This window comes from Nocardioides pantholopis (assembly GCF_003710085.1).
GTDB classification, from domain to species: domain Bacteria; phylum Actinomycetota; class Actinomycetes; order Propionibacteriales; family Nocardioidaceae; genus Nocardioides; species Nocardioides pantholopis.
Genome location: NZ_CP033324.1, coordinates 323,222 through 337,733, shown reverse-complemented (window position 1 = coordinate 337,733; position 14,512 = coordinate 323,222). Strand labels below are relative to the sequence as shown.

The 14,512-nt window shown below is 74.5% G+C and carries 13 protein-coding genes and 1 riboswitch; of the genes, 4 read left to right on the top strand and 9 right to left on the bottom strand.

Annotated features, from left to right (window positions below):
• Positions 1–35: 35 nt before the first annotated feature.
• Genes hpt through dacB form a run of 4 tightly spaced genes read right to left on the bottom strand, consistent with a single transcriptional unit; the run spans position 36 to position 4,142 of the window.
• Entirely contained in the window at positions 36–587 is a 552-nt protein-coding gene (hpt, locus tag EBO35_RS01565; protein WP_122816170.1) for a hypoxanthine phosphoribosyltransferase, read from the bottom strand.
• Between the two features lie 10 nt (positions 588–597).
• Positions 598–1,611, bottom strand: coding sequence for a tRNA lysidine(34) synthetase TilS (tilS, locus tag EBO35_RS01560; RefSeq protein ID WP_122816169.1), 1,014 nt, complete (start codon positions 1,609–1,611; stop codon positions 598–600).
• A gap of 8 nt (positions 1,612–1,619) precedes the next feature.
• Entirely contained in the window at positions 1,620–2,645 is a 1,026-nt protein-coding gene (locus EBO35_RS01555; RefSeq protein WP_122816168.1) for a zinc-dependent metalloprotease, read from the bottom strand.
• A gap of 9 nt (positions 2,646–2,654) precedes the next feature.
• Positions 2,655–4,142 (bottom strand): D-alanyl-D-alanine carboxypeptidase/D-alanyl-D-alanine endopeptidase, encoded by a 1,488-nt coding sequence (gene dacB / locus EBO35_RS01550; protein WP_122816167.1) that lies wholly within the window; start codon positions 4,140–4,142, stop codon positions 2,655–2,657.
• A gap of 139 nt (positions 4,143–4,281) precedes the next feature.
• Between dacB and EBO35_RS01545 the strand changes: the two genes are divergently transcribed.
• Complete coding sequence (locus EBO35_RS01545) at positions 4,282–4,773, top strand: inorganic diphosphatase (RefSeq protein WP_122819202.1); 492 nt, start codon at positions 4,282–4,284, stop codon at positions 4,771–4,773.
• 102 nt (positions 4,774–4,875) lie between these two features.
• Here the strand turns inward: EBO35_RS01545 and EBO35_RS01540 are convergent, their stop codons facing one another.
• The 5 genes from EBO35_RS01540 to EBO35_RS01520 all read right to left on the bottom strand — a co-directional run bounded on the left by EBO35_RS01540 (position 4,876) and on the right by EBO35_RS01520 (position 11,793).
• Positions 4,876–6,912, bottom strand: a complete 2,037-nt coding sequence (locus tag EBO35_RS01540; protein WP_122816166.1) for an acyl-CoA dehydrogenase family protein — start codon at positions 6,910–6,912, stop codon at positions 4,876–4,878.
• Positions 6,913–6,985: 73 nt separating this feature from the next.
• Entirely contained in the window at positions 6,986–8,026 is a 1,041-nt protein-coding gene (locus tag EBO35_RS01535; protein ID WP_241153805.1) for a phosphatase PAP2 family protein, read from the bottom strand.
• Positions 8,027–8,081: 55 nt separating this feature from the next.
• Positions 8,082–9,071, bottom strand: a complete 990-nt coding sequence (locus tag EBO35_RS01530; RefSeq protein ID WP_122816165.1) for an ABC transporter ATP-binding protein — start codon at positions 9,069–9,071, stop codon at positions 8,082–8,084.
• The gene (locus EBO35_RS01525; protein ID WP_122816164.1) at positions 9,071–10,705 is read right to left on the bottom strand and encodes an ABC transporter permease; all 1,635 of its coding nucleotides are present in this window, start codon (positions 10,703–10,705) and stop codon (positions 9,071–9,073) included. Before EBO35_RS01525 ends, EBO35_RS01530 begins: the two co-directional genes overlap by 1 nt.
• Complete coding sequence (locus tag EBO35_RS01520; protein WP_122816163.1) at positions 10,702–11,793, bottom strand: thiamine ABC transporter substrate-binding protein; 1,092 nt, start codon at positions 11,791–11,793, stop codon at positions 10,702–10,704. Before EBO35_RS01520 ends, EBO35_RS01525 begins: the two co-directional genes overlap by 4 nt.
• Positions 11,783–11,902: riboswitch (TPP riboswitch) on the bottom strand. Its footprint overlaps the gene before it by 11 nt.
• 60 nt (positions 11,903–11,962) lie before the next feature.
• On the opposite strand from EBO35_RS01520, the gene EBO35_RS01515 reads away from it, so the two are divergent.
• From EBO35_RS01515 to ilvA, 3 genes are read left to right on the top strand one after another with little or no spacing between them, the layout of a single operon-like run.
• Positions 11,963–12,391 (top strand): GNAT family N-acetyltransferase, encoded by a 429-nt coding sequence (locus tag EBO35_RS01515; RefSeq protein WP_122816162.1) that lies wholly within the window; start codon positions 11,963–11,965, stop codon positions 12,389–12,391.
• The gene (locus EBO35_RS01510; RefSeq protein WP_206422634.1) at positions 12,388–13,206 is read left to right on the top strand and encodes a putative protein N(5)-glutamine methyltransferase; all 819 of its coding nucleotides are present in this window, start codon (positions 12,388–12,390) and stop codon (positions 13,204–13,206) included. The genes EBO35_RS01515 and EBO35_RS01510 overlap by 4 nt, the downstream gene beginning before the upstream one ends.
• Positions 13,207–13,220: 14 nt before the next feature.
• Positions 13,221–14,477, top strand: a complete 1,257-nt coding sequence (ilvA, locus tag EBO35_RS01505) for a threonine ammonia-lyase IlvA (RefSeq protein ID WP_241153804.1) — start codon at positions 13,221–13,223, stop codon at positions 14,475–14,477.
• Positions 14,478–14,512: the final 35 nt, after the last annotated feature.

Below are 14,512 nucleotides of genomic sequence, written 5' to 3'. Positions count from 1 at the left end.
TCTCAGGAATTCGCGCAGGGCCCAGGCGATGGGGTTCAGGAGTAGACGTGCGGGGCCAGGGTCCCGATGTCCCGCAGGTTGCGGTACCGCTCCTTGTAGTCGAGTCCGTAGCCGACCACGAACTCGTTGGGGATGTCCCAGCCGACGTACTTGACCTCGACCGGCATCTGCAGCGCCTCGGGCTTGCGCAGCAGGGTGCAGATCTCGACGCTGGCGGGGTCGCGGGACGTGAGGTTGCTGGTCAGCCAGGACAGGGTCAGGCCGGTGTCGATGATCTCGTCGACGACGATCACGTGCCGCCCCGAGATGTCGGTGTCGAGGTCCTTGAGGATCCGGACCACGCCGCTCGACTTGGTCCCGGAGCCGTAGGAGGAGACCGCCATCCAGTCCATCTCGATGTGGCGGGAGAAGGCGCGGGCCATGTCGGCCATCACCATCACCGCGCCGCGCAGGATGCCGACGATGAGGACGTCCTTGCCCTCGTAGTCCTTCTCGATCTCGCGCGCCAGCTCGCCGATGCGCTCCTGGATCTGCGCCTCGGTGAACAGGACGTTGACGAGGTCGTTCTCCACGTGGGCTGCGTCCATGCCCCGCAGCCTAGTTGCCGGGCGTGTCCGGGCCCGCCCCGGGCCCCGTCGACCGGGTGACCCGGATCCGGCCCTGCACACGGGTGCCCCGGCAGTGCCCGGGCAGGTCCACCCAGCGCTGTCCGTGCCAGTCCGTGACCAGCGCGTCGAGGCCGAGCACGTGCTCGTGGAAGAGCTCCGAGGCCGGCGCGCCGGCGGTCAGCGCGGCCAGCCGCAGCACCCGGCGGCGTACGGCGTCGGGCTCGGCGGCCAGGTCCGGGACCGGCAGCGACCCGTCGGCGGGGTCGGCCAGCCGCTGGTGGGCGGCCTCGGCGAGGTCGTCGAGGAGGTCCATGTCGACACGGAGCTGGTCGGCGGTCCGGGCCAGGGTCGCGGCGACCCCCGGTCCGAGCTGGTCCTCCAGCACCGGCAGCACCACGCGGCGCACCCGCACCCGCGTGTAGCCGTGGTCCTCGTTGTGCGGGTCGCTCCAGACCTCGCGGCCCTGCACCTGGCAGGCGGTCTCCGTGTCCAGCCGGGGTACGTCGAGCAGCGGACGCCGGTAGCCGTCGAAGGCTCGGCGCATCCCCGCCAGGGACCGGCCGCCGGAGCCGCGGGTGAGCCCGAGGAGCACGGTCTCGGCCTGGTCGTCGCGGGTGTGCCCGAGCAGGACGGCGGCGGCGCCGAGGTGGGTGGCCATCTCCCCGAGCACGGCGTACCGCGCCCGGCGGGCGGCGGCCTCCGGGCCCAGCCCGCCGGCCTCGACCCGGACCCGGGCGGAGAGCGTCTCGTCGGCGCCCATCTCAGCCATCTGCGCCACGACCCGCGCGGCCAGCTCCGCGGACCCGTCCTGCAGACCGTGGTCGACTGTCGCTCCGGCGACCCGCAGGCCGGCGCGGTGTCCCTCGACGACCGTCGCGTCGAGCAGGGCCACCGAGTCCGGCCCGCCGGAGCAGGCGACCAGGACGGTCGCCGGCGCCTCCAGGTCGGCGAGGGCACGGCGCACGGCTCGGCGTACCGCGGCCACCGAGGGGTGCAGGGCCACCGGCGCCGCTACCCGACCCGGGCGACCCAGACGGCGGGGTCGGCGATCTCGGCGGGCGTGGGCAGGTTCTCGGGGCGCTCCCAGACCGCGTTGAAGCCGGCCATCCCCACGCTGTCGACGACGGTGCGCACGAAGCGGGCGCCGTCGCGGTACTGCGCCATCTTGGCGTCCAGCCCGAGCAGCCGGCGCAGCAGCCGGTCCAGGGCCCCGATGCCCTTGCGCCGCTCGTTGAACGCGGCCCGGATCTGGTCCACGCTCGGGATGACGCCCGGGCCGACGCCGTCCATGACCACGTCGGCGTGCCCCTCGAGCAGCGACATCACCGCGGTCACCCGCTCGATGATCTCCTTCTGCTCCGGCGTCCCGACCAGGTCCATCAGGCTGCCGCCGCGCGCCCCGCGCAGCACCTCGGGCAGCCGCTGGAGGCCGTCCTCGAGCAGCGAGGCGGAGTCGACGGTGTCCGCGAGCGCCCCGATCTCGCCGAAGAGGTGGTCGCGCAGCCAGGGCACCGCCGTGAACTGGACCCGGTGGGTCTCCTCGTGCAGGCAGACCCAGAGCCGGAAGTCGTGCGGGTCGGCCCCGATCTCCCGCTCGACGTGCACGATGTTGGGCGCGACCAGCAGCAGCCGCCCGTGCGGGTCGTGGAAGGGGTCGAACTGGCCGAGCACCTTGCCGGCCAGGAACCCCAGCAGCGAGCCGACCTCGGCGCCGGTCACCTTGGCGCCCACGGCGAGGGCCAGGCCGGTGGGGGGCTTGGCCCGGGCGACCTTGTCGACCAGCGGGCCGAGGACGGCGCGGAAGCCGTCGGCGTTGGCCTGGACCCAGCCGGGCCGGTCGACCACCAGCACCGGGGCGGTGCCCTCGGGGGCGTCGAGGCCCGTGTAGTCACGGACCAGCCCGGTGGACCGGGCGGCGGCGGCGCGCAGCTCGGCGACGGCCTCCTCGGCCTCCGAGCGGCTGACCTCCGGACCGGGTCCGGCGAGCCGGGAGCCGAGGCGGACGGCGAACGGCCAGTCGACCATCTCCTGAGTCATGGCTCGAAACTACCCGGCAGTGCCGCAGCGGCAGGCGCCGAGCGCTGCGGCGGCGCCGTCCAGCGCGTCCCGCGCGCCGAGGGTGTCGTCGGTCGCCACCCGGTCGGCCATCAGCACGAACAGCATCGGCGTCCCGTCGACGCCGGTGGCGATCCCGGCGAGGCTGCTGACGCCGGTCAACGTGCCGGTCTTGGCCCGCACCCGGCCGCGGCCCGCGGGGGCTGCCTCGTCGAAGCGCTCCGAGAGCGAGCCGGTGTACGCCGCCACCGGCAGCGAGGCGAGCACGCCGCGCAGCTGGGGGCGGGGGTCCGTGGCCGCCAGCCGCAGGGCCGCCAGCAGGGTGCCGGGCGCGATCCGGTTCGCCCGGGACAGCCCGGACCCGTCGTGCAGGACCAGGTCGCCGGTCGGCACCCCGGCCTGGGCGAGCGCGTCGCGGACCACCCGGAGCCCGGCGGTGGTGCTGCCCTCGCCGGCCCCGGCGAGGCCCAGCTGGCGCACCAGCACCTCGGAGGCCTCGTTGTCGCTGACCAGCAGCACCCGCTCGACCACGTCCTGGACCGTCGGCCCCACGACCTCCGCCACCGGGATCGCGGCGCCGCCGGCGACCGCGTGGCGGGGCCGGCCGGCCACGGCGACGCCGGCGTCGGTGAGCGCGGTCGCGAACGCGTCGGCGGCGGCCCGGGCCGGGTCGGCCACGCGGCCGGTGCCCTGCGCCGGCCGGCCCTGGTCCACCCAGAGCGCGCCGATCGGCGCGACGACGCCGTCGGGGACGTAGCTCGCGGGCCAGCGCGGGTTGACCGCCGGGCCCGAGAAGAGCGAGTCGTCGTAGTCCAGCCGAACCCGGGTCACGCCCTGGGCCAGCAGCGCCTGCGCAGCCTGCCGGGCCAGCGTCACCACGTCGGCGGGCCGCGGAGTCGTCGGCTCCTCGGGCGGGGCGGCCGCGAGCAGCGGGTCCCCGCCGCCGACCAGCGTCACCCGGTTGCCCTCGCGGACCACGCGGGTGGTGAAGGCCTGGGCCGGGTCGAGCACGGAGAGGGCCGCGACAGCTGTCAGCACCTTGGTCGTGGACGCCGGGATCGCGGTGCCGCCGCCCTGGGTGAAGACCGGGGCAGCGGCGTCCAGCCCGCCCACCGCGGCGAGCACGTGGCGGCCGAGGTCGTCGTCGCGCAGGTACGGCGCGAGCGCGCGGCGTACCGCCCGGGCGTCGAGGGGCGCCGCGAGGGCCGCGTCCGCCACCGGCCCCGGGGTCACCACGTCCGGCAGGTCCAGGCCCGCGGGGGCGGCGACGGCCTCCGGCCCGGGCGGCTCCTGCTCGCCGAAGACGTCGTCGAGACGCTCCCCCACCCAGCCGTCCTCGAGCCACGGGTCGGCGAGGTCGGTGCGGTACCCGACGAAGGCGGCACTGCCGACCACGAGCACCAGCAGCAGCGCCAGCCAGGTCACGACCCGCCCGTGCTCGCTGCTGCGCTGACCGTGGCGTGCATCACGTCGCCGCACCTATTCGTCCTCCCGTTGGTTCTCGGGGGCCATTGTGCGGGAGACTTGCGTCTGCCCGTGCGCGGGCACCCTGACCTGACGACACATCTCGCCCCGAGCGAGGGCCCTGCCGGGCCGGCGGCATCACGGAGGAAACGTGCTGGAGTTCGACGTACTGGTGGAGATCCCGAAGGGGCAGCGCAACAAGTACGAGGTCGACCACGTGTCCGGCCGACTGCGCCTGGACCGCACTCTCTTCACCTCGACGCAGTATCCCGCCGACTACGGCTTCATCGAGGACACCCTCGGCATGGACGGCGACCCGCTGGACGCGCTCGTGCTCCTCCAGGAGCCGACCTTCCCGGGCTGCCTGATCAAGTGCCGCGCGATCGGCATGTTCCGGATGACCGACGAGGCCGGCGGCGACGACAAGGTGCTGTGCGTCCCGTCGACCGACCCGCGCCTGGAGCACCTGCGCGACATCAGCCACGTCTCCAAGTTCGACCGCCTGGAGATCCAGCACTTCTTCGAGGTCTACAAGGACCTCGAGCCCGGCAAGTCCGTCGAGGGCGCGGAGTGGGTCGGCCGCGCCGAGGCCGAGGCCGAGGTGCGCGCCTCGTTCCAGCGCGCCAAGGACGAGCCCGGGCACTGAGCCCCAGCACCATCGCGCGTACGGCGCGGCGCGACCCCGCGTGGGTCGCGCCGCGCCGTACTTGCGTGTCGGGGTGTGCGGGCGCCCGTGGGGGACCGGCCCTCAGCCCAGCAGGTCCGGCGAGCGCAGCATCTGCGGCGGTACGCCGAAGGCGTCCACGAGGTCGCCGGCGAGCGGCCGGATCTTGCGGCACAGGCTGCCGATCTCGCGGCTGATCGCCTTCGACCGGGCCACCGAGAGCCGACCGTGCTCGAGGAACCAGGCCCGGTCCGCCTCGATCGTGCTCAGCGCGTAGAGGTCGCACAGCAGGTTCAGCGCGACCTTGTTGTCGCCGTCGGGCATCTCGCGGGTCTTCTCCACGAACGCCTCGAGCACCAGCCGGTCCACGTGGGCGCGGGCGGCCGCGATCACGTGGTCCTGCACCCGGGAGAACACCTCCCCGGGGTTGAGCTTGTCGTCGATGCCGCGCTTGAGCCGGCGGGCGGCGCCGGCGAGCATGTGCTCCTCGCGGAAGCGGAGCATCGCGAGCTGGTAGTTGGGGTCCAGCAGGCCGGCGTCCTGGTCCCACTGGTCCCCGCCGGGGAGCACGTCCTTGATCCGCTCCAGCAGCTTGTGCACGGCGGTCTTCTCGATGACGGTCTCGACGGCCAGGCCGGTGACGAAGCGGACCATGCCGAGCTGGTCCATGTCCTCGAACTCGCTGGCGTAGTCGGTCAGCAGGCCCTTGGCGACCAGCTGGAGCAGCACGTGGTTGTCGCCCTCGAAGGTCGTGAACACGTCGGTGTCGGCCTTGAGCGCGGCGAACCGGTTCACCGCGAGGTAGCCGGCGCCGCCGCACGCCTCGCGGCACTCCTGGATGGTCTCGGTGGCGTGCCAGGTGCCGAGCGCCTTGGTCCCGGCCGCGCGCGACTCCAGCTCCCGCTTGGTGTGCTCGTCGGTGACGATGCCCATCGTGACGTCGTGCAGCTGGCCGGCGACGACCTCCTGGGCGAAGTGCAGGGCGTAGGTCCGGGCCAGCAGCGGCAGCAGCCGGCGCTGGTGCAGCCCGTAGTCGAGCAGCAGCTCCTCCTGGCCGGTGCCGGTCGCCTCGAACTGGCGGCGGCGCAGCGCGTAGTGGACGGCGATCGCGAGCGCGACCTTCGCTGCATTGATGCCGGCGCCGCCGACGCACACCCGGCCCTGGATGAGGGTGCCGAGCATCGTGAAGAAGCGCCGCCCGGGGCTCTGGATCGCGCTGGAGTAGGTGCCGTCGGCGGCGACGTCGGCGAACCGGTTCAGCAGCGCGTCGCGCGGCACCCGGACCCGGTCGAACCAGATCCGGCCGTTGTCGACGCCGTTGAGGCCCATCTTCAGCCCGTCGTCCTCGATCCGGACGCCGGGGAGCGGGTTCCCGTCCTCGTCGCGGATCGGCACCACGAACGCGTGCACCCCCTCGGAGGAGCCGTCCAGCTCGAGCTGGGCGAAGACGACCGCGACCCGGGCGTGCCGGGCCGCGTTGCCGATGTAGTCCTTGCGGGCGTCCTCGCGGGGAGTCGTGATCACGAACTCCTCGCTCGCCGCGTCGTAGGTCGCGACGGTGCCGAGGGCCTGGACGTTGGACCCGTGGCCGGACTCGGTCATCGCGAAGCAGCCCATCAGCTTCCCGGTGATCAGGTCCGCGAGGTAGGCGTCGTGGTGGTGCTTGCCGCCCAGCTGGAGGATCGCGCCGCCGAACAGGCCGAACTGCACGCCGACCTTGACCAGGACCGAGAGGTCGCCGTACGCGAGGGTCTCGAAGGCGGCCACCGAGGCGCCGATGTCGCCGCCCCCGCCGTACTCCTCCGGGAAGCCCATGCCGGTCTGGCCGGTGGCCGCCATCCCGACCACGATCTCCTTGACCCGCTCCCGGAAGTCGTCGACGTCCATCGTCTCGGCGTCCTCGAGCACGGCGGCGTGCTCGGCGAGGTTGGCCCGGACCAGGTCCCGCACCTCGGCGTACCGGCCGTCGAGGAACTCGGTGAGCGCCGCGACGTCGACGACCGGCTGGATGTAGCCGGTCTTCGACTCGACGTCGGCGTCGGTGTCGCTCGCGGGCGTCGCCGGCGGGGCGGTGGACGGGACGTTCTCGGCGGAGGACGGCGGGACGGTCTGGTTCGACATGGGTTGGCACGTACCCACGGCGGCGGACGGTCAGACGTGGCGTACGTCGCGGACCGGACCGGTCCCGCCATGCTCACTCCCGGCTGACCGGCACCGCCGACGTCGTGGTCGTCGGGTGGGCGGAGAGCAGGTGCCTGTCGAACTTCTGGCCGGTGGCCAGCCCGCCGACGTAGAAGGCGACCAGCGCGATCAGGATCCCCGCGACGTCGTCGGCGACGTAGTGCCAGCCGAAGTAGAGCGTCGCGATCACGGTGAGGCCGAAGTTCACCCAGGCGAGGATGCGGATCACCCGGTTGCGGACCGTGTACTGGATCATCAGCGCCCACAGCAGCGTGATCGCGGTGTGCAGGCTGGCGAACCCGGCGACGGTCTGGGCCTCCCCCTCGCCCCAGATCACCTTCTGGCGCGCGTTGACCAGGGAGTTCATCAGGTCCGTGGTGCCGGTATGGGCCAGGTCGTTGTACAGCCAGCCGTACTCCAGGCCGGGGCCGAGCGTCGGCAGCAGGTAGTAGGAGACCGTGCCGAGGGACCACGCGATGCCCTGGGCGGTGACGAACCACCAGCCGAAGGAGAGGTTGCGCGACCACACCAGCCAGACCGTGACCAGGATCGCCACCATCGGGATGAAGGTGAGGTAGATCCAGGACAGGGTGTGGGCGGTGATCGTGGTGCCGAAGATCTGGTGCAGCACCTTCGCCGGCTCGTAGCCGAAGAACAGCGCCCGGTCGATCATGTGCAGCTCGCGGTCGTACATGGTCTCGTTGACCATCGGCAGGAACGACTTGAGGTTGCGGTAGCAGACGTAGATCACGTAGAAGCACACGATCCCGAGCGAGACCAGCAGCAGCCGCTCCCGGTTCCAGTGGCTGTGCCACCGGTCCTTGAAGATCGCCGGCATCGCCGCGGGCTTGCCTCGCGACAGCCACAGCGTCCGCGGCCCCAGGTCGAGCAGCAGCGCGCCGCCGAGCAGCAGCGGCAGCCGCAGCCAGGACGGGCCCAGGAAGCTGCCCTCGGGGTCGATCAGCGGGCGGTCCAGCACGGCGGCGGTGATCGCGGCCCAGACCCCCATGACGACGGCGAGCACGACGAGCAGGGAGTAGGAGCGTCGATACACGCCCGCAGTCTAGGCAATGCCGCAGCAGGACCCAGCAGGGCCGGCAGGCGCCGGGCTAGCTCCCGGCCGCCAGCACTGCCACCCGGCCGGGGTCGACCGCCAGCCGCACCGTCTCCCCCGGGCCCGGGGGCCGGTCCAGGCCGGCCACGGCGTCGAGCTCGCCGACGCCCTCGACGTCGACGACGAGGCGCGCCTGCCCGGGCGTGGCGCGGGCGGAGACCACCACCGCACGCAGCCGGCCCCCGTCGGCGACTGTCAGCGCCGAGCGCCGTACGGCGACCGCGGGTGCCGGCGCCAGCCCCGCGGCGGCTAGCACCGCCGACGCCTGCGGACCCCGCAGCACCCGGGCGTAGCCGAGGAACAGCGCGGTCTCCGGGTCCGCCGGCTCGCGCCAGACGTCGCCGATCTCGCCCTCCTGCACCAGCCGGCCCGCGCGCATCACGGCCAGCCGGTCCGCGACCGTGAAGGCCTCCTCGTGGTCGTGGGTCACCATCAGCGCGGTGGTGCCGGACTCGCGCAGGATCCCGCGCAGGTCCAGGGCCAGCCGCTCGCGCAGCCCCGCGTCGAGCGCCGAGAGCGGCTCGTCGAGCAGCAGCAGCCGGGGACGTACGGCGAGCGCGCGAGCCAGCGCCACCCGCTGCCGCTCGCCACCGGAGAGCGTGCCGGGCAGCCGGTCGGCGTACCCGGTGAGGCCGACCAGAGCCAGCAGCTCCGCCACCCGGTCGGCCTCGTGCCGGTCGCGGCGCAGCCGCAGCGCGTAGCCGACGTTGCGGCCCACCGTGAGGTGGTCGAAGAGCTGGCCGTCCTGGAACATCAGCGCGAAGCCGCGTTTGTGGGTCGGCACCCGGGCCAGGTCGCGACCGTCCCAGGCGACCGAGCCGGCGGCGAGCGGCTCCAGGCCGGCGACCGCCCGCAGCAGCGTGGACTTCCCGCTGCCGGAGGGCCCGAGCACCGCCAGCACGGCGCCGTCGGCGAGCCCGAGGCTGACGTCGCGGACCACCGGGACCCCGTCGTAGGCCACGCTCGCGTCGGTGATCGTCAGCATCAGAACGTCCCCACCGAGCCGACGCGCAGCCGCTCGACGGCCAGCATCACCACGGCGGTCGTGGCCGCGAGCACCACGGAGCCGGCCAGGGCCATGCCGTAGTTCATCGCCCCCGGGTGTCCGATCAGCCGGAAGATCACGACCGGCAGCGTGGGGGCGTCCTCGCGGGCCAGGAACGAGGTGGCGCCGAACTCCCCCAGCGAGACCGCGAACGCGAAACCGGCGGCGGCCAGCAGCGGCTTCCACACGATCGGCAGGTCGACGGTCAGCGCGCTGCGCAGCGGGCCCGCACCGAGCGAGGCCGCGGCCTGCCGCTGCCGGTCGTCGATCCCCTGGAGGACCGGCACCAGCGTGCGCACCACCAGCGGCAGCGCGACCAGCGCCTGGGCGACCGGCACCAGCAGCCCGGAGTCGCGCAGGTCCAGCGGCGGCCGGTCCAGCGTGATCAGGAAGCCGAACCCCACGGTCACGGCCGAGACGCCCAGCGGCAGCATGAAGAACCCGTCCAGGAGGCCGCGCACCCGGCGCTCCGCCCGGGAGCGCGAGCGGCCGGTCACGACCACCGCGACCAGCAGGCCGAGCAGCACGGCCATCCAGGTCGCGTCGACGGCGGTGCGCACCGAGTTGCCCAGCGCCGCGGTGACCGGGACCAGCAGCGCCTGCTCGGACCCCTCGGTGCCGAGCGCGCGGTAGTTGGCCAGGCTCCAGGCCCCGTCGACGCGCAGCGAGCCGGCCACCAGCGTCAGCACCGGGGCGGCCACGTAGACCACCAGCAGCGCCGTGGCCAGGAGCACCGGGACGTCGCCGCGTCGGGCCGCACGCGGACGGGCCACCGTGCGGGCCACCCGGGCGTCGGGGACCGCCCGCAGCCGGCCCGCGACCAGTAGCAACGAGCCGACCACCAGCAGCTGGAGCACCGAGAGCGCGGCGGCTGCCTGGAGGTCGAGCAGGTTCGTGGTGAGCAGGTAGATCTCGGTCTCGACCGAGGCGTAGCGCAGGCCGCCGAGGGTCAGCACCACGCCGAACCCGGCGGCGCAGAAGAGGAACACCACGCTGCCCGCCGAGACCACGGCCGGGCGCAGCGCCGGCCAGGTGACGGTGCGGAAGACCTGGGCCGGCCCGGCGCCCAGCGCGGCGGCCGCCTCCGCGGGACGCGGGTCGAGCGACTCCCAGGCACCGCCGACCACCCGCACCACCACCGAGACGTTGAAGAACGCCAGGCCCAGCACGATCGCGACCGGGCTGCCGTCCAGCCCGAGGAAGCCCAGCGGGCCGTCCTCGCCGAGCAGCTGCTGGAACGCCACGCCCACGACCACCGTCGGCAGCACGAACGGCACCATCAGCGCCGCGCGCAGCGCCCCCCGGCCGGGCAGCGCCAGCCGGGAGACGGCGTACGCCGCGGGCAGGCCGAGCAGCACCGCGACCGCCGTCGCGGCCGTGGCCGACCAGAGCGTGAACCACAGCACCCGGTGCACCCGCGGCCGGCCGAGGACCGCGAGCACCTCGCCCGGCGCGAACCGGCCGTCCACCCAGAAGCCCTCGGCCAGCATCCCGGTGACCGGGAGCACGAAGAAGACCCCCAGGGCCAGGACCGGCGCCGCGGCCAGCGCCACCAGGGTCAGCGGACGCCTCATCGGCTGGTGACGTCGCTCCACTCGCGCAGCCAGGCGTCGCGGTTGGCGTCGACCTCGGCGGGGTCCAGCTCGTAGGGCGCCTCGGGCTGGCGCGCGAACCGCGCCCAGTCCTCGGGCAGCTCGACCGCCGAGGAGACCGGGAAGACGTACATGCTCTCCGGCAGCGCGGCCTGGACGTCGTCGCTGAGGAGGAAGTCGACCAGCTGCTCGGCCCCGTCCGGGTTGTCCGCGCCGGCCAGCACCCCGGCGTACTCCACCTGGCGCAAGCAGGTGTCGAGCAGCGCGCTGGTGGTGGTGCCGCCCTCCTCGTCCAGCGTGAACGCCGGCGAGGAGTCGTAGGAGACCACGATCGGCCGGGTGCCGGGGCCGCCGCCCTGGGTGAACTCGGCCTGGTAGGCGTCCGACCAGCCGTCGGTGAGCTTGGCGCCGTTGGCCATCAGGTCCGCCCAGTAGTCCGGCCACCGGTCGCCGTACTCGGCGATCGTGGCCAGCAGGAAGGCCATCCCGGGCGAGCTGGTGGCCGCCCCCGGCACGACGAGCAGGTCCCGGTAGGCCGGCTTGCGCAGGTCCTCCAGCGTCGCCGGCGGCTGCTGCCCGCGCTCGGCGAACCAGGTGTCGTCGACGTTGACGCACACGTTGCCGGTGTCGACAGGCGTGAGCAGACCCGCACCCTCACCCGGGTCGCCGGGCAGCGCGAAGGCCTCCGCGCCCTCCGGCAGCTCCGCGGCGTACGGCGCGAAGACGCCCTCGGCGACGGCGCGGGAGGCGAAGGCGTTGTCGACGCCGAAGGCGACGTCGCCGGTGGGGTTGTCGCGGGTCAGCACGAGCTTGTTGGTCAGGGTCCCGGCGTCCCCGGCCGGGCGGACCGTGAGCTCCAGCCCGGTCTCGTCCTCGAACCGGGCGACCAGCTCGTCGGGGAGGTTGAAGGACTCGTGGGTGACGAGGACTACCCGGTCGGCGGGCTCGGCCCCGTCGTCGCCGGACCCGACGACCGAGCAGGCGCTCACGCCGGTGATCAGGCCAACGATCAGGCCGCTGGTGACGATCCCGCGGACCGTCGTGGTTGCGCGCGCACGAATGGACGGCATCTGGACTCCCTTCGCCGGTGCTAACCGGAGCAGGTTCGGAGGGTCTGCGGCTGGTCCGCACTCTCAGCACGCTTCCGGTGGCCCGGGACGTGCTCCCCTGTCTGTGGCCTCGACCCTAGCGCGCCGGCGGGGCTGCCGCAGGCGGGCCCCGATCTGTGACACTGCCGCCGTGGAGATCAGCGTGCACGCCGTGGCCGACCTCGACCCGCGCACGGCGTACGAGCTGTGGCGGCTGCGCCAGGACGTGTTCGTGGTCGAGCAGGCGTGCCCCTACCCGGACCTGGACGGCCGCGACCTCGAGCCCGGGACCCGGCACGTCCTGGGTCGCCTCGACGGCGAGCTGGTGGGCTGCGCCCGGGTCCTCGACGACGGCGGCCAGGCCCGGATCGGCCGGGTCGCGCTGGCCCGCCCGGCGCGCGGGCGGGGCCTGGCCGACCTGCTGATCCGGGCCGCGCTGGCCGAGACCGGGGACCGGCCCTGCGTGCTGGACGCGCAGTCGCCGCTGGCCGGCTGGTACGCCAGGTTCGGCTTCGAGGTCAGCGGCCCGGAGTTCGTCGAGGACGGGATCGCGCACCTGCCGATGCGGCGACCCCGGTGACCCCCGAGCAGGTCGAGTCCGGGATCGCCGCGCGGCTGCGCGCGGCCGGCTGCGTGTACGCCGAGGAGGAGGCGGCGCTGCTGCGGCAGGCCGCCGCCGAGGCGGACGACCCGACCGCGCTGGAGCGGCTGGTCGCCGACCGGGTCGCCGGGCTGCCGCTGGAGACTCTCCTCGGCTGGGCGGAGCTGGACGGGCTGCGGGTGCGCGTCGAGCCCGGGGTGTTCGTGCCGCGGCGGCGCACGGCGTACCTGGTCCGGCTCGCGGCCGCCGACCTGCGCCCGGGTGCCGTCGCCGTCGACCTGTGCTGCGGCTCCGGGGCGGTCGGGGCGGCGCTCGCGGCGCGGGTGCCGGGCGCCGAGGTGCACGCCGCGGACCTGGACCCGGCGGCGGTGGCCTGCGCGCGCCGCAACCTGCCGGCGGACCGGGTCCACCAAGGCGACCTGTACGCCGCGCTGCCGGCCGACCTGCGCGGCCGGGTGGACGTGCTGGCCGTGAACGCGCCGTACGTGCCGACCGACGCGATCGCGCTGATGCCACCCGAGGCGCGACTGCACGAGCCCGCCGTGGCGCTCGACGGCGGCGCCGACGGGCTCGAGGTGCAGCGGCGGGTGGCGGCCCGGGCCCCGTCGTGGCTGGCTCCGGGCGGTCTGCTGCTGATCGAGACCAGCCACGAGCAGGGCCCGGGCACGGCGGCGCTGATGACCGCGGCCGGGCTGGACGCGCGGGTGCAGGCGGACCCGGAGCTCGGCGCGACGGTCGCGACCGGGCGGGCGCCCGGGAGACGGACTGAGCGCGGGAACGGCTCGGACGGATGAGAGGCTGCGCAGCGATGGAACTCCCCACCGCCGCCGACGTCGACCGTGCCGCCACCCGCCTGGCCGGGGTCATCGCGCCCACGCCGCTGCAGCACAACGCGCGGCTCTCGGCCCTGCTCGGCCTGGACGTCTGGCTCAAGCGCGAGGACCTGCAGCCGGTGCGCTCCTACAAGGTGCGCGGCGCCTACAACCTGATCGACCAGCTCTCCGAGGAGGCCCGCGCCCGCGGCGTGACCTGCGCCAGCGCCGGCAACCACGCCCAGGGCGTCGCGCTGGCCTGCGCCCGGGCGGGGGTCCGGGCGCGGGTGCACCTGCCGCGCACGACGCCCCGGCAGAAGCGGGAGCGGATCCAGGTCCTCGGGGCGGGCCTGGTCGAGACCGTGATCATCGGCGACACCTACGACGAGGCCGCCGCCACCAGCGCGGCGTACGCCGCCAGCTCGGGCGCGACGCCGGTCGCGGCCTTCGACGACCCGCGCACGATCGCCGGCCAGGGGACCGTGGCCGCGGAGCTGATCGGCCAGCTGGGCGCACCGCCCGACGCCGTGGTGGTGCCGGTCGGGGGTGGCGGCCTGATCGCCGGGATGCTCACCCACCTCGCCGAGCGGGCCCCGGGGGTGCGCGTGATCGGCGCCGAGCCCGCCGGGGCTGCCTGCATGGCGGCCGCGGTGGCCGCCGGCGCGCCGGTCGAGCTCGGCCTGGACGGGCTGGACGGCTTCGTCGACGGCGCCGCGGTGCGCAAGGCGGGCGCCTGGACCTTCGACGTCGTACGCCGCCACTCCCCCGACCTGGTGGCGGTGCCCGAGGGCCTGGTGGCCGTGGAGATGCTCGACCTCTACCAGTCCGACGGCATCATCGCCGAGCCCGCGGGCGCCCTCGCCTCGGCGGCGCTGCGGCTCGAGGGCCTGGACCTGGCGCCCGGCTCGACGGTCGTGGTGATCGTCTCGGGCGGCAACAACGACGTCAGCCGCTACGCCGAGGTCGTCGAGCGGGCGCTGGTCTACGAGGGCCTCAAGCACTACTTCCTGGTGGAGTTCCCCCAGGAGCCCGGCGCCCTGCGCCGCTTCCTCGACGAGGTGCTCGGCCCCGACGACGACATCACGCTGTTCGAGTACGTCAAGCGCAGCAACCGCGAGACCGGCCCCGCGCTGGTCGGCATCGAGCTCCAGCACGCCGCCGACCTCGCCGGCCTGCTGGCCCGGATGGAGAGCTCCCCGCTGCGGGTCGAGGTCGTCGGGCCGGAGAGCCCGCTGTTCCGGTTCGTGCGATAGGGGACACTGGCCGGGGCCGAGGATCCCCGGCCGGA